This window comes from Mycobacterium sp. NGS68 (genome assembly GCF_059812195.1).
Genome location: NZ_JCALCE010000001.1, coordinates 456,042 through 475,826, shown reverse-complemented (window position 1 = coordinate 475,826; position 19,785 = coordinate 456,042). Strand labels below are relative to the sequence as shown.

Sequence of the window (19,785 nt, the reverse complement as noted above, 5' to 3'; positions counted from 1 at the left end):
GCGGGAAAAAGGGTCGGCTTCGGCCGCACCGGCTGCTATCCTCTCGTCTTACAAGACGAACCGTCTCGTCTTGCAGCAGGTTACCGGGGCGCCTCAAGATCTGCAAAGCCGGACAGGACCACCGAATGCCAACCGATCTCACGCCGCGGCGGCGCAGCGAGAAATCGCGGACGGCGATCGTGGCCGCCACGCGTGAGCTGTTGCTCGAGCGTGGCTTCGACGGGTTGACCATCGAGGCGGTCGCCGCCCGGGCCGGGGTCGGGAAGCAGACGATCTACCGCTGGTGGCACAGCCGTCCCGCGCTCGTCGCCGACGTGGTGCTCGAGGACGCCGACAGGATCCTGGCCACGATGAACCACACCGACGACCTGGGCGCGGACCTCGCGGAATGGGTCGGCAAGCTGGCGACCACGCTGACCACGCCCCGCGGTTCGGCGATGCTGCGAACCCTGACCGCCGCCGGCATGGAGCATCCCGACACCGCCGTCAGACTGCGCGCCGGATTCAGCGAGCCGCTGCACGACAGCGTCCGCACCCGCCTGGTCGCCGACGGCATCGACGCGGCGACCGCCGAGTCCGCGGCGGACGCGATCGTCGGCGGGGTGGTCTATCCGATTCTTTCTGACGCGCAACAGTATTCGCCGCGGCGCGCCGAGTTGACCACGCGGCTCATCGTCGCCGCGGTCAGCCGATCGTGATCGCCGCCAGACCCTGACGCACCCGGTCGGGCAAGGCGCCGCCGTGGACCAGCCAGTCGTCCAGGGCGATCCGAACCGCGGCCATGGCCAACGCGCCGATCAGCCGCGGCCGCGGATCCTGTGGGACCAACCCCCGCATCCGCGGCGCGATCAGCTCGGCGATCGTCGCCTCGTACCGCACGTAGATGTGCAGCGTCCAGGCATCGAGCGTCTCGGATGATCGAGTGAGCGTGGCTAATTCGCGCACCTGGTCCTCGATCTCGGTAAATCCGTCGGCCAGTTCGCCGAAGGCGCCGGCGACGGCCTCGACGGCCGAAAGGTCCGCCGGTTGATTGGCCAGCGCCCCCGTGATGCGCTCGAGCCACTGCACGTTCACCCCCTCGGCAACGGCGTCTTCCTTGGAGTTGAAGTACCGGAAGAAGGTGGCCCGGCCGATATCGGCCGCCGCCGCGATGCGCTCCACCGTGGCCCCCGCCAGCCCCACCTCGGCGACCAGTCGCGCGGCCGCCGCCGCGATGCGCTGTCGGGTTGCCGCGCGCCGCCGCTCGGCCGGCGATTCGCCCGCGGGGCTTGCCATCGGATGAGACATAGTCCCATTATAAGACGATGACCCACTATGAGACGATGTCTCATCCTGAATCGACGAAGGCGCTGCCCGCGTGGCAGTTCTTCCAGGAGATGCTCACCAACGTCACCAACGTCGTGACCACCGATGCCGAAACCGAACGCGAGCTCCTCGAAGGCCTTCGGGTGATCGCGCGCGTGTCGTCGCTGTGCTCTCAGATGGCCGTCGAGGCGGACCTCGGTCAGCCGGTGTTCTTCGACATGTGCTCGCCGAACCGGATGATCGGCGGCCCGAACCCCGACGGCAACTATTACCTGGCGATGATCCGTGGCGACCGGAGCTACCGGATCACCGGCAACCGGGGCACCAGCGCCTACCTCGGCTTTCAGATCCTGGCCGGTACCGGGCTGACTCCGCGGCGCATGTCCAACTACCTCGGCGACACCGAATTGTCGCTGACAGAAGGCGAATTCGCGATCGTGCTGTCCGCCGAGGAGCCGGCGAACAGCGACGGCGCCCAGTGGCTGAAGATCCCCGCTGACGCGTCGTCGGTGGTCGTCCGCGAATACATCGGCGACCGGGCCGCCGAGGCGTTGGCCACCCTGCGGATCGAGGCCCTGGAACCCGACCCGGTGACGCCGTTGACGGACGACGCGCTGTCCGAACAATTCACCGCGATGGCGTGGTCGATGATGAAGCTCGCCACGCTGCACCGCACCATCAAGCCGGAACTGATCGACGCGCCCAACACGCTGCTCACCTCGGAGGCCGCCGACCTGGGCGCGGCCGACACCACGCCGGACAACCTGTACATGCTCGGCACCTTCCGCCTCGAGCCGGATCAGGCCCTGGTGCTCGACATCGAACCGCCCGACACCAGGTACTGGAACGTGACCTTGGAGAGCATCTGGCACGAATGCCTCGAGCCGCGCCGCCGGCACAGTTCGGTGACCAATCGCGGGGTGCGTCCAGACCCGGACGGGCGCGTACGCATCGCGATCTCGGCCGAGGACTTCGGTTTGGGCCACTGGCTGGACACCGGCGGCCGACATCGCGGGTTCATCGTGCTGCGCTGGCTGGACAACCCCACCGCGCCCGACGTCAAGGTTGCGGTGCACCGCCGGGGGGCACTGTCATGACAACGATGCAGGACCGATTCGCTCCGGAACGGCTCATCGCCGCCGCATGCGAGGAGACCGGTAGCGACGATTTCGGCGCCGACGGCTGGCAGCACGGACTCGAACTCGTCGCCGACGGGCTCGTCCACGACGCGCGGCTTTCGGCCATCGGCGTCGAGATCGCCCACCTCGACCTGATGCGTGCCCTGAAGAACCGGCTCGACATAATCGCCTGGCGCAAAGAGCATCCCGAGGTCGCCGCCAAGGGCATCGACGCGCCGATCGTGATCGTCGGCCAGCCCCGCACGGGCACCACCATCCTCTACGATCTCCTCGCCCAGGACCCCGACCTGCGCGCCCCGCTGACCTGGGAGGTGGACGCGCCCTGCCCGGTCCCGCAGCCCGAGACCTATCACAGTGATCCGCGTATCGCCCAGGCGCAGGCCAGCATCGAGCTGTCCGAGCAGATCATTCCCGGGTTCTTGAAGTTTCATCCGATGGGCGCGCTCGTCGGGCAGGAATGCGTGCGCATCACGGCCAGCGAGTTCACCAGCATGATCTTCTCGGTGCAATACCGCCTGCCGAGCTACTACCGCTGGCTGCTGTACGACGCGGACCATGCCGGCGCCTACCGCTTTCACCGGATCTTCCTGCAGCACTTGCAATCCGGCGTGCCCGGCCAATGGCTGTTGAAGTCGCCCGCACACCTGTGGCAACTTGATGCCCTGCTCGCGGAGTACCCCGACGCGCTGATCGTGCAGACGCACCGCGACCCGCTCAACGTCATCTCCTCGATCGCCGCGCTGACCCATCACCTGCGGCGCATGGGCAGCGACGAATCCAGCATCGCCGAGTGCGCGGCGCAGTCCTACGAGGAGATCAGCGTCGGCCTCGACCGCGAAATGGCGCTGCGCGACCGCGACCCGGCGCTGGCCGGCCGCGTGATCGACGTGCTGTACACCGATTTCGTGAACGATCCCTGGGTCACGATCGGCGGCATCTATGCGCGGCTGGGCCGCGAACTGCGGCCCGAGACCGAACAGAAGATGCGAGAGTTCCTGACCGCCCATCCCGGTGACGGCGGACGCGGCCGCTACAGGTGGTCGGATACCGGGCTGAACGCCGAGGAGGTCCGCGACCGCGTCGGCGCCTACCAGGCCCGCTACGGGGTGCCCGCCGAGCAGCTCCGCTGACGTTCATGCTTCGCGTTTAGGCTGGTCTCGAGGCGGTACCCTGTGTACAGTTTTTGACTGAAATATGCGATGGGGCTCGCTTTACGCACCGCGGCCTGGTTCTTCAACCGAACTGCTGGCGCTGATGGCTCCTACCTGTGGATCACCGATCCCGACGATCCACGTTGACGAGGTAGGAGTTTGTCATGAGCAGCGTCAAGTTCACGGGCACCTCGGTTCGTATTGCGGGGGGAGAGATCAATGCTGCATGAGTTCTGGCACAACTTCACCCACAACCTGTTCAAGCCGATCCTGCTGTTCTTCTACTTCGGCTTTCTGATCCCGATCCTGAAGGTGCGCTTCGAGTTTCCGCAGGCGATCTATCAGGGTCTGACGATGTATCTGCTGCTGGCCATCGGCTGGCGCGGGGGCGAGGCGCTCGCCTCGATCAAGCCGGCCAACCTCGGTGTCATCGCCGGTTTCCTGATCGTCGGGTTGTTGCTGAACTTCCTGATCGGCGGTCTCGCGTATCTGCTGCTCAGCCTGATGAGCGGCTTGCGCCGCGTCGACCAGGCAACCGTCGCCGGCCATTACGCGTCGGATTCCGCGGGGACCTTCGCCACCGGCGTGGCCGTGCTGACCGGCCTGGGTATCGCGTTCGACGCCTACATGCCAGTCATGCTGGCCGTCATGGAGATCCCCGGCTGCCTGCTGGCACTGATTCTGGTGGCGCGGTTGCGTGGCAGGGGAATGGACCCCGTCGGGAACATGCCCGACGAGCCCGACTACCGCGTGCCCGCGATGGCCGTGGCGGGGCCGGGCGCCGCCGCCCGCCCCGCACCCGGTCAAAGCCTGAATCCGGCGACGACGCAATACAACTGGGGTCAACCGGAGCGGCGCTCGTCCAAGGTTGACGTGCTGAAAGAGGTGCTGGTGAACCCTGGCCTGTGCTTGTTGGTTGGTGCCATCGTCATCGGTTTCGTCAGTGGTTTGCAGGGCCAAAAGGTGGTCCACGATCACGACACGTTCTTCGTGTCCGCCTTCCAAGGCGCGCTTTGCCTGTTCCTGCTCGAGATGGGCATGACGGCGTCCCGCAAATTGCGAGACCTGCGGGCAGCGGGCTTCGGGTTCATCTGCTTCGGCCTGCTGGCGCCGAATATCTTTGCCGTGCTGGGGATCGTCGTCGCGCACGGCTACGCGTACGTCACCGACACGACGTTCAAGCCCGGAACCTACGCGCTGTTGGCGGTGCTTTGCGCTTCGTCGTCCTTCGTCGCCGTCCCCGCCGTCCAACGGCTGGCGATACCAGAGGCCAGCCCGACGCTGCCGCTGGCCGCGTCTTTGGGACTGACGTTCTCCTACAACGTCATAATCGGGATACCGCTGTATGTCGAGATCGCGCGCGTCGTCGCCTGGTGGGGCTTGTAGCCCAAACGGTCCCCGCCGGTCAGCTCTTGGAAAGCTGTTGGGGACAGAAATATTTGGCTGAAATCAGCGCGAACTGACCTGCAGTGTCCATCGTGAAGCCAGGGTTCCTGACCTCAAGATCGTGGATCAGTCCCAATCCGGACTCGCCGCGGCTCAGGCAAGTACAGACCGCCCGCCCGGCGACGACGGCTCGATCGGGGCTCTGGTAGTCGATTCCGTCCTGCCGCAGCGCGGTCAGGAAACCCGCGTCGTCGCCGTTCGGTTCACCATACGCGGGCGCCGCGAGCCCGACCATCGCCGTCACAGCGCCGAGCAACGCCACCAATCGCCTCATCGTGTCCCCCAATCCCCCGACCACAGAGGTGAACTCGCGAGTCCCTATACCCGGCACCGCGCCGCACAAACCGCCTCTCAGCAACCCCTATCGCCGTATGCAGGAGATTCCCAGGGCCCACCGGACGCAGGGCGCGGCGCTACCGAGCGCTATGCGCCGAGGACCCGCTGGATGCGCTCCTCGCGCGGGAGAACGGGCCCGTCATCGAGGCTTTCGTCGATGCCGAGTTCGCCCAGGCCGACTTTCGTCATCATCGCGGTGCCGTAGGCGGCCAGCACGAGTTTCTGATCATCGCTGTCGCCGCTGTCGACCAGCATCGCGCCGATCAGGCAGATGACGGCCATCTTGTAGGCGTTGAATGCCCGGTACCAAGGGCGATTCCGGATCTCAATACCGCTCACCGCCTGATAGTGGGCCAGCAGGTCGTCGATGGTCAGCGCGGCGGGGTGGCTGTTGATGCCGACGGGTTGCATCCACAGCATCTCGAGCCAGCCGATATCGGTCAGCGGGTCACCGACCGTGGTCATCTCCCAGTCGAAGACGGCGCTGACTTCGCCGGCCTGCGAGCCGCCGCCGAACGCGAAGTTGCCCGGCTTGGCGTCGCCATGCACCAGGGTGATCCGCGGGCACGGCGTCGGCCGGTTGACACGCAACTCCGCCAGGAGCCGCTCGAGGGCGGGCAGCGCGGCGCGTTTGACCCTGTTCATTTCGCCTGCCCAATGGTCGAGTTCGCGGTTCAGGTGGTCACGGCCGTCATCGAGCGCTTCCAGCCCGATCGCGTGCAGGTCGACGGCGTGGATCGCGGCGAGTTGCTCGGCCAGGCTCCGGCACATCCGCACGACGGTATCGTCCGTGACGTCGGTGGGCGCCTGCATTTCGTAGACATCGCCGGCGACGCGTTCCATGACGAAGAAAGGCCGGCCCAGCACCTGGCCGGTGTCCTCCAGCCACAGCGCGCGCGGCGCGCGGACCGCGGTGTTCTCCAGCGCGCGCAGGATGGTGAATTGTCGTGCCAGGTCGTAGGGCTCGAGCAGCGCGGGCGGCTTTGGACGGAGCCGCAATACGACGTCTTGTTCCTCGGTCCGGCCGCCTCGCCGCGTCACGACGGTCAGCACCATCATCTCGGCGGAATGCCCGAAGGTCACCCGGTCGAGGCCCTCGACACGGACCTCGTCGGCGTCCGGCAGCTGGGTACGCAGCCAGGCGGTCAGTCGCTCATTCATGTTGGGGGGCCTGACTTTCTGGCTGCAGGCGGTCGACGGGGGTCTTGTCCTGCGTGAAGGACGACATGTCCATCGGCATCCAGTTCGGATAGCGCCGGTAACCCTGTCCACCCATCAGTAGCTCGAAGACACCCCAGCCCGTCGCGCCGTCGAGCTCAAAACGCATCAGCTGGTCGAGTGCCATCGACTTACCTTCGGTCTCCGCGAGCTGACCGGGATCCTTGCTGTCCCAGCGGAAGTGGATGAAGTAGGCGCCTTCGCCGAGATCCTGGTAGCGGCAATGCGCCATCGGCAGACCGTAATACGCGTTGACGTCCTGGTTCGGCGCATCGGCGGTGACGCGGTAGGTTGCGCCGTCCTCGTCGGTGAAGGTCAGGACGGCTCGGGCGGGCCGCTTGGTGTCGCCGTCGAACTCGACATCGTGTGCGATCCCGACGAAGCGCTTCGACAGCGAACCGTCATTGTGGGTGATCCCGCCGTCGACGTATCTCACTGTGCCGTCCGAGGATTCGATGATCCAGGCTTCGATGGCGCGGTCTTCGAATCCGGCGTCCAGCCACAGCCAGAACTCGATCTTGTCGGAGACGCGCAGGCCGAAGGTTCGGTCCCGGCCGCCGTGGAAGCCGTCGACGCTGATCCGCTCGTCGTCGATGCACACCCAGCCGGTCCAATTGCCCGGCTCCTTCATGTGATACATGTCCGCGAGCACGCGGCCGTCGCCGTCGCGCACCTTCATCGGGAGCAGTTCCCACATCGGCGCAGTCGGTTCGTAGTAGAGCTCCCACTCAATACCGGAGTCGTTGGGTTCGATGTCCAAGCGCCACTTCTTGAGTGGTTCGACGCAGGTCCAGCGCATCGGACCGGCACGCAGGTCGGTGCGCTCACCGCCGGTCACGGGCCGGCCGGCCAGCAGATCCCAATGCCGGCCGTCGGCGAGGCTGACCTTGACGTAGCCCAATCCCGTTGCGGTGTTGGGGTTGTTGCCGTACCCGCTGGCCAACAGCATCGTGCCATCAGGCGACGCGGCGAAGAAGTAGCACCGGTCCGACCACGTGGGATCGTCGTCGTGCACCCCGTCGAACGTCGTCGGGAGCTGGTGAGTGAACGACTCGTCGGCGGCGGAGTAACCCATTGTTGCCCTCTCGGTTATTGACTACCAACGGAATTCGGCACCGGTCTGCGAACATCCCCTAACATTGGGCCGATGGAACCCAGCCGGCGGTGGGGAGACGACCGCGCGATCCTCGACGACGAGGAGGCGCGCAGGCTGCTCCTGGACGCGGCACGCCGCTGCATCGTGCGCCGCGGCAACGCCCAGATCCGGATGGCCGAAGTCGCCGACGAGGCCGGGGTCTCCCGGTCCACGCTGTACCGGTACTTCCCCGGGCGGGACGAGGTGCTGCTCGGGCTGATGCTGGCGCGCATCGACGCGGCCCTCGGCGCCCTGGTGGGAGCACTGCGCCACCCCGACGATCCGGTGCGCTCGCTGCCCGAAATGGTGCTGGTACCCGTCGAGTCGGTGGAAGGCGATCCGCTGAACGAGGCGCTGTTCGCCGCGGAGAGCACCGCCGTGGCCACGGCGCTCGAGTTGGGGTCGCAACCGATCGTGGCGGTCCTGCTGCGACACTACGAGCCGCTGCTGCAACGGTGGCGGGCGGCGGGTCGCCTCTACGACGACCTCGACCCCAGCTCGGTGGTGCAGTGGCTGCACACGACCACGCTGTTCCTGCTCGCACCCTCCTGGCGGCACCGTTCCCCCGCCGACAAGCGCCGATTCGTCGAACAGTTCGTGGTGCGGGCCCTGGTGCCACAGATCAGACAATAACGCACTATTGTCTGATGTCTAAATGCTGAGCTATTTTTGTCCTGCCATCCAGGCAGCAACCCAATCAGGATGCCGGTCATGAAAAACCCTCTAGGTCAGGCTCTCTCGTTCGTCGGTCTGGCCGCGCACCTGGGCCGTGGCGTCGGCCGCGTCGCCGCCGACGCCGTCGTCGGAGACCGGGCGGGGCTGCCGCGCACGGTCCACGGGCTCGACGCCGGCGCCCTCTCGGCCGTCATGGGCGCGCCGGTCCGCTCGGTCAGGGTGCTCGGAAACGAAGCCGGGACGTCGTCGCGGGCGCGGCTGGCACTCACCGGCGCCACCGGCCAGGATGTGCCGGACTCGGTCTTCGTCAAGCTCGCGGCGCAGACCGCCGCGACCCGGCTGATGGGTGAACTCGGCCGGCTGGGTCACACGGAGGTGCGCTTCTACAGCCAGCTCGCCCCCGAACTCACCGGCGTCCCGAAGTCCTACGGCTCCGCGTTCGACCCGTGGACCGGCCGGTATCTGCTGGTGCTGGAGGACCTTCCCCCCTCGTGCGTCTTTCCCGACACCCTGCATCCCCTGTCCGCCGACCAGGGCGGCCTCATCGTGGAGCTGCTGGCCAAACTGCACGCCACCTACTGGGGCCGGCTGCCCAGCGATGGGCGGGGTCCGTTGGGATGGCTGTACACGCCGTCGGGCGACGTCACGTCGCTGCTGACCGGCGCGCTGATGACGACCTCGATGAAGCGCATCGCGGAGCACAGCGACATTGATGTCGAGCGGGGAAGGTTCATCGCCGAGAACTACCGCGCGGTCGCCGCGCTGATCGACGCTCCCCCGCATACCGTCATGCACGGCGACGCGCACCCGGGCAACGTGTACTTCCGCGATGGCGAAGCGGGACTGCTGGACTGGCAGGCGGTGCGCCGGGGCCACCCGTCCCGCGAGCTCGCCTACACCCTGGTCACCAGCCTGACGCCGGAGGATCGTCAGGCAGCTCAGCGCGACCTGCTCGACGTCTACCGCCGCGCGCTGGCCGCCGCGGGCGGCCCCGAGCTCGACCGCGACGAGCTGTGGCTGCGCTTCCGGCAGGGTGCGCTGTACGCCTATGTTGCCGCGCTGATCACGGCGGGGATGGGCGGAATGCAGGTGGCAGACATCGCGATGGAGGGCCTGCGGCGCGGCGTCGAGGCGCTCGATGACCTGGAAACCGTTGCGGCGCTGAAAGGCTCGCTGTAGCGCGTCAGGGTTCGGGCAACGGCTCCCAGCCCGCGGACACCGACCGGCTCCACCGCGGAGCCCTGCGCTGTAGGAACGCGTCGATGCCCTCGCGGGCGTCCGCACTGCCCATCACCCGGTGGTGCAGTGCGGTCTCGAGGTCGGCGACCTGGCGCGCTGAATAGCCGTTGATCATGGTGTCCCAGAGCAGCCGCTTGCTCAACGCCGCCGACATCGGCGCGACGTTGACGGCGATGTCGCGCGCCACCGCCATGGCGTGCTCGAGCACCTGTTCACTGGGCAGCGCCCGGGTGGCGATACGCATGGCGGCGGCCTCGGCGCCGTCAAATGCGCGGCCCGTCAACAGGATGTCGGCCGCCACGGTCCCGCCGGCGAGATGCGGCAGCGTCCAGTGCGACATGCAGTCGCCGATGACGCCCCGACGAACCTGCGCGACGGCGTACTTGGCATCGACGGCCATGATCCGGATGTCGGCCTGCAACGCGATGGTCAGGCCGATCCCGATGGCGTGCCCGTTGACGGCGGCGATCACCGGCGTGCGCAGCTCGAAAGCGGCCGGGTCGGTCGGTGCGGCGGTGAAGGACGACTCGTCCGGTGGAACGTCGAACGGGCTTGTCGCTGTCGAAAAGTCGGCGCCCACGCAGAACGCGTCGCCGGCTCCGGTCAGCACTATCGCGCGCACCGCGTCGTCGTCGTCACATTGCCGGTAGGCGGCATTGAGCAGCGTGGCCATCTCCGCGGTATAGGCGTTGCGCTGCTCGGGACGGTTGAGGGTGAGCAACGCGACGCCGTCGGCGATGGCGACAGTGAGATCGGTCAAGACCGCTCCTTGCTGAGGCTGCTTGTCGCAGATGCGACGGCCGATTAGCCTACAACGACGCGTTCAAACCATGCTCAAATCGTCAGTCGAGGCGGTTCACATGGCGACCCACAGAATCAGAGCGGGACTGATGGGATCGCCCACCGTGGACGCGATTCGCGACCGGCTCCGCCAAGGTGACAGCATCCAATTCGATCTTGGCGCGCACGTTGTCGGAGACCTCAGCTTGATATCCGTGTCGTTGTCCGCCGCGCAGTCTGGAACGGCTTTGCTCAAGAGCACCGTTACGTTCGCCGGCAGCGCGAACGTAACGGGACTTTCGATCGATGGACGCGTCAACGCCACCGACTCAGCAAAGCTGACGATCTCGCAGTGCCTGTTGCGCAACTCGGCAGACAACCTCATTACGGCTCGCAATTTCAGCATGGTCACCGTGAGCAGCTGCAACCTATCGGGGTCATCTACGCAGCACCCGGCCATCTTCGCCGAAAGCGGCAGCACGGTCTCCATAACGAACTGCCGCGTGCACGACACCCCTTATTAGGCCGCATCGATCACCGAAAATTCCGCGTTGCACGTGACCGCTTGCGACATCTACGGCGGTGGCGAAACGGCCCTGTTCGTCAATACCGGCTCCAAGATCTATGTGACCGGCTCGACCATTCACGGCACTAGAGCACAGGCGATCAGTGTCGAACGTGGCAACATTTGGACGAACATCGCGACAAGTTCATCGGGGGTGTAGTCCGCGAACTGCACCCTTTCCGGCGACCGATGGGTGGACACGTCGCGACGCCGCACTTGGTTCACCTACTGGATTCGGGAAGCGCTGCGGCCTTAAGCTCTGTCAGAGCCCCGAAATGTCAACAGTTGGGTCAACCGGAAGAGTGAACATGAAGACCAAAGGCGCCATCCTCTGGGAGTTCAACACGCCGTGGTCGGTCGAGGAGATCACCATCGGCGACCCCGCCCGCGACGAAGTGAAGATTCAGGTGGAGGCAGCGGGCATGTGCCATTCCGACCACCACCTGGTCACCGGCGACATGCCGATGGCCGGATTTCCGGTGCTGGGCGGGCACGAGGGCGCGGGCATCGTCACCGACGTGGGCCCAGGCATCGACGACCTGGCGCCCGGGGACCACGTGGTGCTGTCGTTCATCCCTTCGTGCGGCCAGTGCCGGACGTGCCAATCCGGGATGGCCAACCTGTGCGACCTGGGCATGCACCTGTTGGCCGGCGCGGCGATCTCTGACGGCACCTACCGCATCCAGGCCCGCGGCCAGAACGTCTACCCGATGGCACTTCTCGGCACATTCGCCCCACACCTCGTGGTGCACCGGAGTTCGGTCGTGAAGATCGATCCCTCGGTCCCGTTCGAGGTGGCGTGCCTGGTCGGCTGCGGGGTGACAACCGGGTACGGCTCGGCAACGCGCGCCGCCGATGTGCGCCCCGGCGACGACGTCGTGGTCGTCGGTGTCGGCGGGGTCGGCATGGCGGCGCTGCAGGGCGCAGTCAACGCCGGAGCCCGCCGGGCCTTCGTCATCGAGCCCGTCGACTGGAAGCGCGACGCGGCACTGAAATTCGGCGCCACACATACCTATCCGGACCTCGCCACCGCGACGGCGGGCATTGCCGAGGCGACCCGCGGCCTGATGGCGCAGAAGGTGATCGTCACGGTGGGCCAGGCCAAGGGCGAAGACGTCGAGGGTTACCTGACGATCACCGCCAAGGGCGGCACGTGCGTCGTGACCGCCGTCGGCGACCTATCTTCCAGCAAGACCACGCTCAACCTGGCGATGCTGACGCTGATGCAAAAGAACCTGCAGGGCAGCATCTTCGGGAGCACAAATCCGCAGCACGCGATTCCGCTGCTGCTGTCGATGTACCAGGCCGGGCGCCTCAACATCGACGACATGATCACCCGGCAGTACACCCTTGAGCAGATCAACGAGGGTTACCAGGACATGTTGAGCGGCAAGAACATTCGCGGCATTATCCGCTACACCGACGCGGATCGCTGATCCGATGAAGAGGTTGCTGACGCTGGCGATGCTCGCCGGCGCCGCCGCCGTCACGCGCCGCTATCTGCGAGCGCGCGACGAGCTGGCCCGAGTGCCGGCCGAATTGCGCAGCCCCGTGCTGCCGCTGCTGATGGGTGACACCACCGCGCGAAACCTGACGCGAAGCCGACGATTGATGTGGTTCAAGTCGCCCTCGGGTTCCGGAGTCATGGTGACCAAGCGGCAGCTCCCCGGGTCGCCGCCGGTCACCGTGTTCGTCACCACACCAACCGGTCCCAGCCCACACAGCCGGCCGGCGCTGCTGTACATCCACGGCGGCGGCATGGTCATGGGGACGTCCCAGATGGAGAACGCGGTCAGCGCCACCCTTGCGCGTGAACTTGACGCGGTCGTGGTGTCGCCGGAATATCGCCTCGCACCCGAGTACCCCTTCCCCGCGGGCCTCGACGATTGCATGGCGGCACTGGTCTGGATGCGCGACGGCGCAGGGGAACTCGGCATCGACCCCGACCGGATCGCGGTCACCGGAGCCAGCGCGGGCGGCGGCCTGTCGGCAGCCGTCGGCCAACGCGCGCACGACGAGGGCATCCGGTTGCGGGCTCAGGTGCTCGTCTACCCGATGATTGATGACCGCGCGACCCTTCGGGACGATCACTGCGGGCGCGGTGCATTCCTCTGGACGCCAGAGTCCAACCGCTTCGGCTGGACCGCATACCTGGGCAGGCCGCCGCGGCTGTCCGACGCGCCACCGTATGCGGCGCCCGCGCGGCGTACCGAGCTGTCCGGCCTGGCGCCGGCATGGATCGGGGTCGGCGATCTCGACCTCTTCTACGACGAATCCGTCGCTTACGCAGAGGCTTTGCGGGCCAGCGGGGTGGAGTGCGAACTGGTCACCGTGCCGGGGATGTACCACGGGGCCGACGGCCTGGCCTGGAATGCCCCGGCGATGAGGGACTTTCGGCGCAAGCGATTGGATTTCCTGCGGAACCACCTTTAATACTGCCGATACCTGCGCTGGACGTGTTCCTGGCGGATCCGGATCTGCTCGACGCGTTCTCGGGGTGAGACCGTGCGGGTGCTGCTGGGCAGATGGTCGCGCACGTCGGCGAGCGCCAGCTTCGTGACCGTCGCCTTCGGTAGCTCCGGCGGGGGCTGCGAGTAGGTCCACCGCAGCGTCAGAAATCCGCCGAGGTGGCCGGCGGTGTCGAGCCAATTCGGCACGCCGGGGTCGGCGTCGGCAACCACATAGCGCAGCACGCCGTCGGTGTCCGGCTCGGACTGAAATGCGTTGAGGCTGCTGGTGTGATTGGCGTAGTCGAGGGATTCGCCCCAGAGATTGGAAAGGTGGAAGCCCATGTAGGCCGGCTCGACCGGGACCACGATCTCGATGACGAGAGCCTCGTCGGCCGCCAGGTCGTAGACGCCACCGGAGTAGACGTTGGTGCTCTGCCCGCCGCCCATCGCGAGGTTCGCCAGCGCGGGCTCGTTCAGCGCGTTGCGCGGCATCAGGGTGAAGCCGTCGCCGTTCTTGTCGCCGTGCGCCTCCAGGATGACGTCATAGAACTCGTTCCAGAACCGCATCTGGTTTTCGACGATCGTGCCGGCGCGCCGCATCTGCCGCGCCGCGCCGGTGGGATCGGGTGGCGCGGGATGCGCGCCCTCCTTGCCGACCTGCGCGATGTGCAGCTCGGGCGATACCTCGTGCTCCCAGTCGTGAAAGAGCATGCGGGCGACCAGGAAACGCGCGGTCGCGTCGCCACTGGCGGTGGCGATGAAATTGCCGGCGTGGTCTGGCGGCCGTCGGGGGGCCAGCAGAATCTCGAACCGGCCGTCGTCGTCGACCGCGAGGTCGGCGGTGTCCACCAAGCCTGTGACCACCCGCCCGCCAGGCGCGAGTTCGGCGAGCGTACCGGTGTCACCCGCGTAGACGCTGTGTGCTTCAAAGATGATGTACTGCGGCGGCTTAGCGGTGAGCCGGCCCCGCACCCGGTAGCTCTTGGCGCCGTCGATCGACGCCGACAGGTACAGGGCGTCGGCGTTGTCGATGGTCGCCTTGTCCAGCGGTTGGATGGCACGCCGGAAGTAGGGAAAGTCGGGGTCCTCGAAGAAGGCGCGCTCGATGCCGCTGAACACGAAGCCCAGCAGGTAGCGGTAGCCGTCCGCGAGCCCCTGCGCGGTGACCGGCGGCGCGTGCAGTTGAGGCGAGTCGACGGCGTCGCGGGCCCGGTTCAGCGCGTCAATCAGGTCAGACCAGGCTGCGCGCAGCTCGGCCTGGTCGGCATCAGTGGACATGTGCGTCCTCTCCTTCGGTGTCCCAATGGTATTCGTCGAACAGGGCGCCGAGCCGGGTGTGGATCTCGTCGGCGTCGAGACCGAATTCCTCGAGGCTGTAGCGGTGCGCCGACTCGTGTCCACCGCGCGCCGCGGCCGCCTCGAATGCGGCGGCGGCCGCCGGGCCCAGGTCAAGCTCGAGTTCCCGATAGATCCGGCGCATCGTGGTCTCGGGGTCCCGGATCAGCTCGCGGTAGTCGACGACGCCGGCCCGGACGTCGGGGTGCCGGGCGAGAACGTCGAGCGGATGCCGGTAGGAGTCGATCGACTGATCGGCGAGCACCCGCAGCGACTTCGCGACCAGGCGCTCGTCGCGTCCGCGCAGGCCCCACTCGGTCTGCATCAGCTTGAGCAGGCTCGGGATGGTCTCGTGCGGATTGCGCATCGGCACAACGAACCTCGCGTCGGGGAACGTCTCGAGCAGCGCTTCGACGCGTCCGCAGAAGGTGGGGTTCTTGCTCAGGTGGATCCCGCCGCCGTTCGCCGCGATCTGGCGCCGGACGCATTCCTTGTAGAACTCCATCGCCCGCCGCCGCTTGCGTTGCGGCCACTGATCGACGTAGTAGAAGTCGAGTTCGCCCATGAACGGGAACAGCAGGATCCAGAACCCCGAACACAGCGACCACGTCAGGAACGCGTCGTCCTCTTCCGGAACGAAGAACCCGGTCTTGTGCATGTCGTCGGTCGGCGCGAACCGGCGCTCCTCAACTTCGTCGAGACGCCGCCGCAGCCGCTCGCCGAAGAACGTCGCGTCCAGCCGAAACAGCAAGCGCAGCAGGCGTTTCTCCAGCAGGGAGGGAAAGAACAGCTCGTACATCAGCGCGTAGCTGAACTGCGGATCCGCGGCCATCAGCCGGTGCAGGTAAGTCGTGCCGCTGCGCGCGTGTCCCACGCAGAACGTCGGCCCGACCACCCGCGTGCGGCGCAGCGATCCGAACAGGATCGGGTCGAGCGCAAAGCAGACGGCATGGACGGCCGCGACGGCCGGCACACCGACCAGGAACATCAGAAAGGCAGTCCGGCGCTTCTTCGGATCCGTGGTCGGCGGATCCCGATGCAACAACCGGAGCATCGTCCGGTAGTTGGCCCAGTCGAAGTAGAAGCGCGCACCCATGAGGTCTCCTCAGCACAAGACGATTCCCGCGCCCAAGCTACGCAGGGGTATTTGACTATGTCAAGGATATGCCGATACCGTCGTCCGCATGCAGGTTTTCGCCGCGATGGCCCCCGAGCTGCCGCTCACCGAGGTGCGCAGGACGGCGGACGGGCCGAACCGCCCGTCGTCGTCGCGTCCACCGCGATCGCCACCGGCACTACCGACGCGGACGTCGCGCGCGAGCGGGAACGTCAGCGCCGCATGCTCGCCTTCCTGCTGTCGACGCCGGCGTACGCGCCCGCCCTGGAACGACGCGGCTGGAGCGAGCTGTCCGGTCGGCTCCGCGCGCTCACGAAAGAGCTGCGCTGGAACGAACTACCCACGGTGCTGAGCGATCCCGTGCTCGACGAACTGGTGGTGTGCGGACGATACGATCAGCTGCCCGACGTCCTGGCGGCGAAGTTCGACGGCGTCGCCGACGGGCTCGTGCTGCCACCGTTGGGCGATGACGGGGACGATCGGCCGATCCGCCGTTGCGTCGCAGATCTACAGGAGCGGATGTGACGGCCGTGGGCAGACCGGATTCGGTGGATTCGATCAGCGCCGCGCTGGCAGAGGTCGTGCGGCTCAGCGTGAGCCGGTCGGCGTTCGCGCGTCAGGCCTCGGCCGCCGACGCCGAACTGTCGCAGCCCTCCTACGTTTTGCTGCGCGCCCTGATCGACGAGGGACCGCAACCCATGGGACGCCTGGCGGGCATGGCACACATGGACGTCGGGATGGCGACCCGCCGGGTACAGGCCCTGGTCGACGCCGGACTCGTCACGCGGCGGGCCGATCCGAACGACGGGCGGGTGTCGGTCATCCACACCACCGCGGCCGGCGCCCGCGCCGCCCTGGCGCTACAGGAGGTGCGCCGGGATCATCTGGCACGGGCGCTGGCCGGCTGGTCGGACACCGAACTGCGGCAGTTCGACCGGCTGCTGTCAAGGTTCCTCAGCGATACCAAGAAGACGCCGATCACCCACGATTAGCAGGCACCGGGGCGCGCCTCGACTGTGGGGTTTTGTACGGATCCCCTCGGATTTCGTACATAGCCGCCACACTCGGCGAGCACAAGGCCGCGGATCAGTCGGCGTCGAGTTGGCGGTGCTCGATCAGATCGCGGATGCCGCCCATCCCGAGTTGCTCACGGAACGCCGGCGCGGTGTAGGCGACGAGTGTCCCGTCGGTGCGGGCGCGGGCCGTCGCCGAACGGGGCATGTGGAACAGCACGCCGATCTCGCCGAAGTAGTCGCCGGGCCTGACCACCTTGAACAATTCCTCGCCACCCTCGGCCAATTCGTGCACCAGCTCGAACTCGCCCCTGGACACCACGTAGATCAGCTCCCCCATCGTGGACTGCTCGAACACCACGTCGCCGGCCTTGACCTCGATGGTTTCCGGGGGCCGGTTGGTCTCGGTGAAATCGGGCGTCAGTTCGACGACGCGGTCGGCCATCGGCAGCATCCGGGCGTCGTGGGTGGCAACCACGACCACGCGGTCCCCGTCCGCGAGCTCGCGGATCAGCCGCAGCACTTCCTCCACCTGGATGAAGTCCAGGTGGGCCGTGGGTTCGTCGGCCAGGATCAGCGGCGGGTCCAGCGCGATCGCGCGGGCGACCGCCACCCGCTGCTGCTGTCCGCCACTCAGGTCGCCCGGTCGGTGCTTCATCCGCTCGCCCAGGTTCACGCGTTCGAGCAACTCCTCGGCACGCTTGCGCGCGGCCGAGCGGGACATCCCGGCCTCGCGCATCGGCACCATCACGTTTTCCACGGCGGTCAGGCTCGGCACCAGGTTGAACGCCTGGAACACGATGCCCACCTTGTCGCGCCGGTACGTCGCCAGCGCGGAACGATCGAGGGTGGTGATATCCACGTCGTCGAATTTGATGGCACCGGACTTGGGCCGCAGGATCCCGCCGAGGCAGGACAGCAGCGTCGTCTTCCCACAACCGCTGGGCCCGAGCAGGATCACCAATGATCCCGCCGACACGTCGAGGTTCAGGCCATTGATCGGCCGCAGCGCATAGCCACCGCTGTAGTACTCGACGACCAGGTTCTGAATGCTGAGATCGCCCACGCCTAGGGACCCCCGAACGCCAGCGCCGGATCGACCCTGACCACCCGCTTGAGCCCGGCGAGGCTGGCCAGCAGGCCGATCCCGAGTGCGACGACCGGAAGCAGCAGGTAGGCGCCGGTGGGTACCGCGACGATCATCGGGAACAGCGGCGCCAGCAATTGCGAGAGCACGACGCCCAACCCCGCGGCGAGCAGGGCGACGATGAGGGCCTGCAGAGCGAGTCCCGCCATGATCGAACGTGACCGGGTGCCAATCGCCTTGAAAACCGCGAAGTCACGCATCCGTTCCAGCGCGGAGAGGTAGACGACCGATCCGACTATCAGCACCGCGACGATCCACAGCAGGACCGCCACGACCGAGATCGAGTTCACCGCCACCTTCAACGGCCGGATCAGGTCCTTGACGGCCCCCGCCCGGTCGAAGGTCTGATAGCCGTCCGGGACCGTGCGGGGCTTGCCGACTACTCCGATCGACGTGACCATCGGCTGCCCGTTGTACGAGACCTGTTGCAGACCCGCGGTGGTCAGAAAGATGTTGGGGATCTTCGCCAACGCCGTCGAATTGGGCACGATGCCGATGATGTGCAATACCCGACCGCCGACCTCGATGGTGTCACCGATTTTTCGGTCCAGCGCCGTCGACACCGCGACCTCGTCCGCCGAGGAAGGCACCCGGCCCCGCGAGACACGGGGCATGCCGGGCCCGCGCTCGGGCGCGCCGAAGGCCGTGACGTTCCGCGTCGACTTGCCTTCCTTCATGATCGTGCCCACGCAACCCAACGGCGCCGCGGCCACGACACCCGGCTCCGCGGAAATCCGGGCCAGGTCGCCGTCCGGGAAGGGGGTGGATCCCAGGAACGGTCCGGCCGCACCGTCTTTGACCACGAAGGTGTCGACGCCCAAGGAGTCGACGGTTCGCTGAGCCTCGACCTTGAAGCCGTTGGCAAGCCCGGTGAGAACGAGCGTCATCCCAAAGATCAGTCCCGTACTGACGACCGCGATGACCAGACGCCGTTTTCGCCATTGCATGTCGCGCAGGGCGGCGAAGAGCATTCACAGAACCTACCAACGTCGCCCGCTTCCCGGTCCGGGTTTTGTCTACGCTTTGCGGGGATGACAGCCAAGACCCGAAGCGGAGCCGCCCTGTGGGGCGTGGCAGCCCTCGGCTACCTGCTGCTCGAAGCCGTCACCGCCGCGAGTTTCGAGCCCGAATACAGCTACCTGCACAACTACATCAGCGATCTCGGCGTATCGGGCCCGCGCGCACCCCTGATGCACACGGCGTTCTATCTGCAGGGCACCCTGTTCCTGCTCGGCGCTTTGCTGCTGGCGCCCGCCCCGCGCGATCGGCGTACCAGCCTGTTTCTGGGCCTGGTCGCCACGAACGCCGTCGGCAACGTCCTGGTGGGGACCGTGCACGCCGGGCGGGCGCACGTCGTCGGCGCGGCGCTGGCGATCGTCGCAGGCAACCTCGCGATTTTGGCCGGATCGGCCTTCGTCGTCGGGACGGTCGGCGAGAACAGACGCTGGTATCGGAGGGTCTCGACACTCGTCGCGACCCTGGGCATCGGGTGTTTCGGCATGTTGGCGATCAACTCGGTGGCGCGCGCAACCGTGCTGTTGCCCAACGGCGCCTGGGAGCGCGGCAGCGTGTACTCGATCACCATGTGGCAATTGCTCACCGCAGCGAGCGTGCTGGTTGACGCGCGGCACACGCGCGGTCAGCGTTGACCGAATCGCGGCAGCGCTGTGCGCTCGGAGTACCGCCGCGGCGGGGCGTTGTCGGCCGACAACGCCGTGGTGGCCTAGGATTCAT

21 protein-coding genes and 1 riboswitch are annotated in these 19,785 nt (G+C 67.0%); of the genes, 12 read left to right on the top strand and 9 right to left on the bottom strand.

The window, feature by feature from the left end; genetic code table 11:
• The first annotated feature begins 125 nt into the window (after positions 1-125).
• Positions 126-698 (top strand): TetR/AcrR family transcriptional regulator, encoded by a 573-nt coding sequence (locus AC5Y5V_RS02140; RefSeq protein WP_499930935.1) that lies wholly within the window; start codon positions 126-128, stop codon positions 696-698.
• Here the strand turns inward: AC5Y5V_RS02140 and AC5Y5V_RS02135 are convergent.
• Positions 685-1,287 (bottom strand): TetR family transcriptional regulator, encoded by a 603-nt coding sequence (locus AC5Y5V_RS02135; RefSeq protein WP_499930934.1) that lies wholly within the window; start codon positions 1,285-1,287, stop codon positions 685-687. The two genes, AC5Y5V_RS02140 and AC5Y5V_RS02135, sit on opposite strands and share 14 nt — an antisense overlap.
• 35 nt (positions 1,288-1,322) lie before the next feature.
• Here AC5Y5V_RS02135 and AC5Y5V_RS02130 point away from each other — a divergent pair, with 35 nt between their 5' ends.
• From AC5Y5V_RS02130 to AC5Y5V_RS02120, 3 genes are all read left to right on the top strand, one after another.
• Entirely contained in the window at positions 1,323-2,402 is a 1,080-nt protein-coding gene (locus tag AC5Y5V_RS02130; protein ID WP_499930933.1) for a DUF1214 domain-containing protein, read from the top strand.
• Entirely contained in the window at positions 2,399-3,574 is a 1,176-nt protein-coding gene (locus AC5Y5V_RS02125) for a sulfotransferase family protein (RefSeq protein ID WP_499930932.1), read from the top strand. The genes AC5Y5V_RS02130 and AC5Y5V_RS02125 overlap by 4 nt, the downstream gene beginning before the upstream one ends.
• Positions 3,575-3,630: 56 nt before the next feature.
• A riboswitch (Fluoride riboswitch) is annotated at positions 3,631-3,715 on the top strand.
• A gap of 99 nt (positions 3,716-3,814) precedes the next feature.
• Positions 3,815-4,981 carry a sodium-dependent bicarbonate transport family permease gene (locus tag AC5Y5V_RS02120; RefSeq protein ID WP_499930931.1) on the top strand — a complete coding sequence of 389 codons (1,167 nt, stop codon included), beginning with the start codon at positions 3,815-3,817 and terminating at the stop codon, positions 4,979-4,981.
• Between the two features lie 19 nt (positions 4,982-5,000).
• Here AC5Y5V_RS02120 and AC5Y5V_RS02115 read toward each other — a convergent pair whose 3' ends face one another.
• The 3 genes from AC5Y5V_RS02115 to AC5Y5V_RS02105 form a co-directional block, all read right to left on the bottom strand.
• Positions 5,001-5,315, bottom strand: a complete 315-nt coding sequence (locus tag AC5Y5V_RS02115) for a DUF732 domain-containing protein (protein WP_499930930.1) — start codon at positions 5,313-5,315, stop codon at positions 5,001-5,003.
• Positions 5,316-5,464: 149 nt separating this feature from the next.
• Positions 5,465-6,538 (bottom strand): phosphotransferase family protein, encoded by a 1,074-nt coding sequence (locus AC5Y5V_RS02110; protein WP_499930929.1) that lies wholly within the window; start codon positions 6,536-6,538, stop codon positions 5,465-5,467.
• Positions 6,531-7,670 carry an Rv3169 family protein gene (locus AC5Y5V_RS02105; RefSeq protein WP_499930928.1) on the bottom strand — a complete coding sequence of 380 codons (1,140 nt, stop codon included), beginning with the start codon at positions 7,668-7,670 and terminating at the stop codon, positions 6,531-6,533. The genes AC5Y5V_RS02110 and AC5Y5V_RS02105 overlap by 8 nt, the downstream gene beginning before the upstream one ends.
• Positions 7,671-7,742: 72 nt before the next feature.
• Between AC5Y5V_RS02105 and AC5Y5V_RS02100 the strand changes: the two genes are divergently transcribed.
• Together AC5Y5V_RS02100 and AC5Y5V_RS02095 are read left to right on the top strand one after the other, a co-directional pair.
• Positions 7,743-8,363: a TetR/AcrR family transcriptional regulator gene (locus tag AC5Y5V_RS02100; RefSeq protein WP_499930927.1), complete on the top strand. Its 621-nt coding sequence runs from the start codon at positions 7,743-7,745 to the stop codon at positions 8,361-8,363.
• A gap of 78 nt (positions 8,364-8,441) precedes the next feature.
• Complete coding sequence (locus AC5Y5V_RS02095) at positions 8,442-9,584, top strand: phosphotransferase (protein ID WP_499930926.1); 1,143 nt, start codon at positions 8,442-8,444, stop codon at positions 9,582-9,584.
• 4 nt (positions 9,585-9,588) lie between these two features.
• Here AC5Y5V_RS02095 and AC5Y5V_RS02090 read toward each other — a convergent pair whose 3' ends face one another.
• Positions 9,589-10,404 carry an enoyl-CoA hydratase/isomerase family protein gene (locus AC5Y5V_RS02090; protein WP_499930925.1) on the bottom strand — a complete coding sequence of 272 codons (816 nt, stop codon included), beginning with the start codon at positions 10,402-10,404 and terminating at the stop codon, positions 9,589-9,591.
• A gap of 100 nt (positions 10,405-10,504) precedes the next feature.
• Here AC5Y5V_RS02090 and AC5Y5V_RS02085 point away from each other — a divergent pair, with 100 nt between their 5' ends.
• The 3 genes from AC5Y5V_RS02085 (at position 10,505) to AC5Y5V_RS02075 (ending at position 13,422) form a co-directional block, all read left to right on the top strand.
• Complete coding sequence (locus tag AC5Y5V_RS02085) at positions 10,505-10,948, top strand: right-handed parallel beta-helix repeat-containing protein (RefSeq protein ID WP_499930924.1); 444 nt, start codon at positions 10,505-10,507, stop codon at positions 10,946-10,948.
• Positions 10,949-11,297: 349 nt separating this feature from the next.
• Positions 11,298-12,425 carry an NDMA-dependent alcohol dehydrogenase gene (locus tag AC5Y5V_RS02080; RefSeq protein WP_499930923.1) on the top strand — a complete coding sequence of 376 codons (1,128 nt, stop codon included), beginning with the start codon at positions 11,298-11,300 and terminating at the stop codon, positions 12,423-12,425.
• 4 nt (positions 12,426-12,429) lie between these two features.
• Positions 12,430-13,422 carry an alpha/beta hydrolase gene (locus AC5Y5V_RS02075; protein ID WP_499930922.1) on the top strand — a complete coding sequence of 331 codons (993 nt, stop codon included), beginning with the start codon at positions 12,430-12,432 and terminating at the stop codon, positions 13,420-13,422.
• Here AC5Y5V_RS02075 and AC5Y5V_RS02070 read toward each other — a convergent pair.
• The gene (locus tag AC5Y5V_RS02070) at positions 13,419-14,717 is read right to left on the bottom strand and encodes a DUF1214 domain-containing protein (protein WP_499930921.1); all 1,299 of its coding nucleotides are present in this window, start codon (positions 14,715-14,717) and stop codon (positions 13,419-13,421) included. The two genes, AC5Y5V_RS02075 and AC5Y5V_RS02070, sit on opposite strands and share 4 nt — an antisense overlap.
• On the bottom strand, positions 14,707-15,870 hold the full coding sequence (locus AC5Y5V_RS02065) for a sulfotransferase family protein (protein ID WP_499930920.1): 1,164 nt from the start codon (positions 15,868-15,870) through the stop codon (positions 14,707-14,709). Before AC5Y5V_RS02065 ends, AC5Y5V_RS02070 begins: the two co-directional genes overlap by 11 nt.
• Before the next feature lie 57 nt (positions 15,871-15,927).
• On the opposite strand from AC5Y5V_RS02065, the gene AC5Y5V_RS02060 reads away from it, so the two are divergent.
• On the top strand, positions 15,928-16,416 hold the full coding sequence (locus AC5Y5V_RS02060; protein WP_499930919.1) for a hypothetical protein: 489 nt from the start codon (positions 15,928-15,930) through the stop codon (positions 16,414-16,416).
• A gap of 5 nt (positions 16,417-16,421) precedes the next feature.
• Positions 16,422-16,883 carry a MarR family winged helix-turn-helix transcriptional regulator gene (locus AC5Y5V_RS02055; RefSeq protein ID WP_499930918.1) on the top strand — a complete coding sequence of 154 codons (462 nt, stop codon included), beginning with the start codon at positions 16,422-16,424 and terminating at the stop codon, positions 16,881-16,883.
• Between the two features lie 94 nt (positions 16,884-16,977).
• Here AC5Y5V_RS02055 and AC5Y5V_RS02050 read toward each other — a convergent pair whose 3' ends face one another.
• Both AC5Y5V_RS02050 and AC5Y5V_RS02045 read right to left on the bottom strand, forming a co-directional pair.
• On the bottom strand, positions 16,978-17,970 hold the full coding sequence (locus tag AC5Y5V_RS02050) for an ABC transporter ATP-binding protein (RefSeq protein WP_499930917.1): 993 nt from the start codon (positions 17,968-17,970) through the stop codon (positions 16,978-16,980).
• A gap of 2 nt (positions 17,971-17,972) precedes the next feature.
• Complete coding sequence (locus tag AC5Y5V_RS02045) at positions 17,973-19,022, bottom strand: ABC transporter permease (RefSeq protein ID WP_499930916.1); 1,050 nt, start codon at positions 19,020-19,022, stop codon at positions 17,973-17,975.
• A gap of 60 nt (positions 19,023-19,082) precedes the next feature.
• On the opposite strand from AC5Y5V_RS02045, the gene AC5Y5V_RS02040 reads away from it, so the two are divergent.
• Positions 19,083-19,700, top strand: a complete 618-nt coding sequence (locus AC5Y5V_RS02040) for a DUF998 domain-containing protein (RefSeq protein WP_499930915.1) — start codon at positions 19,083-19,085, stop codon at positions 19,698-19,700.
• The last annotated feature ends 85 nt before the right edge of the window (positions 19,701-19,785 follow it).

Coding starts and splice junctions, on each gene's coding strand:
- AC5Y5V_RS02140 (WP_499930935.1), top strand. CDS start 126: ATGCCAACCGATCTCACGCCGCGGCGGCGCAGCGAGAAATCGCGGACG.
- AC5Y5V_RS02135 (WP_499930934.1), bottom strand. CDS start 1,287: ATGTCTCATCCGATGGCAAGCCCCGCGGGCGAATCGCCGGCCGAGCGG.
- AC5Y5V_RS02130 (WP_499930933.1), top strand. CDS start 1,323: ATGTCTCATCCTGAATCGACGAAGGCGCTGCCCGCGTGGCAGTTCTTC.
- AC5Y5V_RS02125 (WP_499930932.1), top strand. CDS start 2,399: ATGACAACGATGCAGGACCGATTCGCTCCGGAACGGCTCATCGCCGCC.
- AC5Y5V_RS02120 (WP_499930931.1), top strand. CDS start 3,815: ATGCTGCATGAGTTCTGGCACAACTTCACCCACAACCTGTTCAAGCCG.
- AC5Y5V_RS02115 (WP_499930930.1), bottom strand. CDS start 5,315: ATGAGGCGATTGGTGGCGTTGCTCGGCGCTGTGACGGCGATGGTCGGG.
- AC5Y5V_RS02110 (WP_499930929.1), bottom strand. CDS start 6,538: ATGAATGAGCGACTGACCGCCTGGCTGCGTACCCAGCTGCCGGACGCC.
- AC5Y5V_RS02105 (WP_499930928.1), bottom strand. CDS start 7,670: ATGGGTTACTCCGCCGCCGACGAGTCGTTCACTCACCAGCTCCCGACG.
- AC5Y5V_RS02100 (WP_499930927.1), top strand. CDS start 7,743: ATGGAACCCAGCCGGCGGTGGGGAGACGACCGCGCGATCCTCGACGAC.
- AC5Y5V_RS02095 (WP_499930926.1), top strand. CDS start 8,442: ATGAAAAACCCTCTAGGTCAGGCTCTCTCGTTCGTCGGTCTGGCCGCG.
- AC5Y5V_RS02085 (WP_499930924.1), top strand. CDS start 10,505: ATGGCGACCCACAGAATCAGAGCGGGACTGATGGGATCGCCCACCGTG.
- AC5Y5V_RS02080 (WP_499930923.1), top strand. CDS start 11,298: ATGAAGACCAAAGGCGCCATCCTCTGGGAGTTCAACACGCCGTGGTCG.
- AC5Y5V_RS02075 (WP_499930922.1), top strand. CDS start 12,430: ATGAAGAGGTTGCTGACGCTGGCGATGCTCGCCGGCGCCGCCGCCGTC.
- AC5Y5V_RS02070 (WP_499930921.1), bottom strand. CDS start 14,717: ATGTCCACTGATGCCGACCAGGCCGAGCTGCGCGCAGCCTGGTCTGAC.
- AC5Y5V_RS02065 (WP_499930920.1), bottom strand. CDS start 15,870: ATGGGTGCGCGCTTCTACTTCGACTGGGCCAACTACCGGACGATGCTC.
- AC5Y5V_RS02060 (WP_499930919.1), top strand. CDS start 15,928: ATGTCAAGGATATGCCGATACCGTCGTCCGCATGCAGGTTTTCGCCGC.
- AC5Y5V_RS02045 (WP_499930916.1), bottom strand. CDS start 19,022: ATGCTCTTCGCCGCCCTGCGCGACATGCAATGGCGAAAACGGCGTCTG.
- AC5Y5V_RS02040 (WP_499930915.1), top strand. CDS start 19,083: ATGACAGCCAAGACCCGAAGCGGAGCCGCCCTGTGGGGCGTGGCAGCC.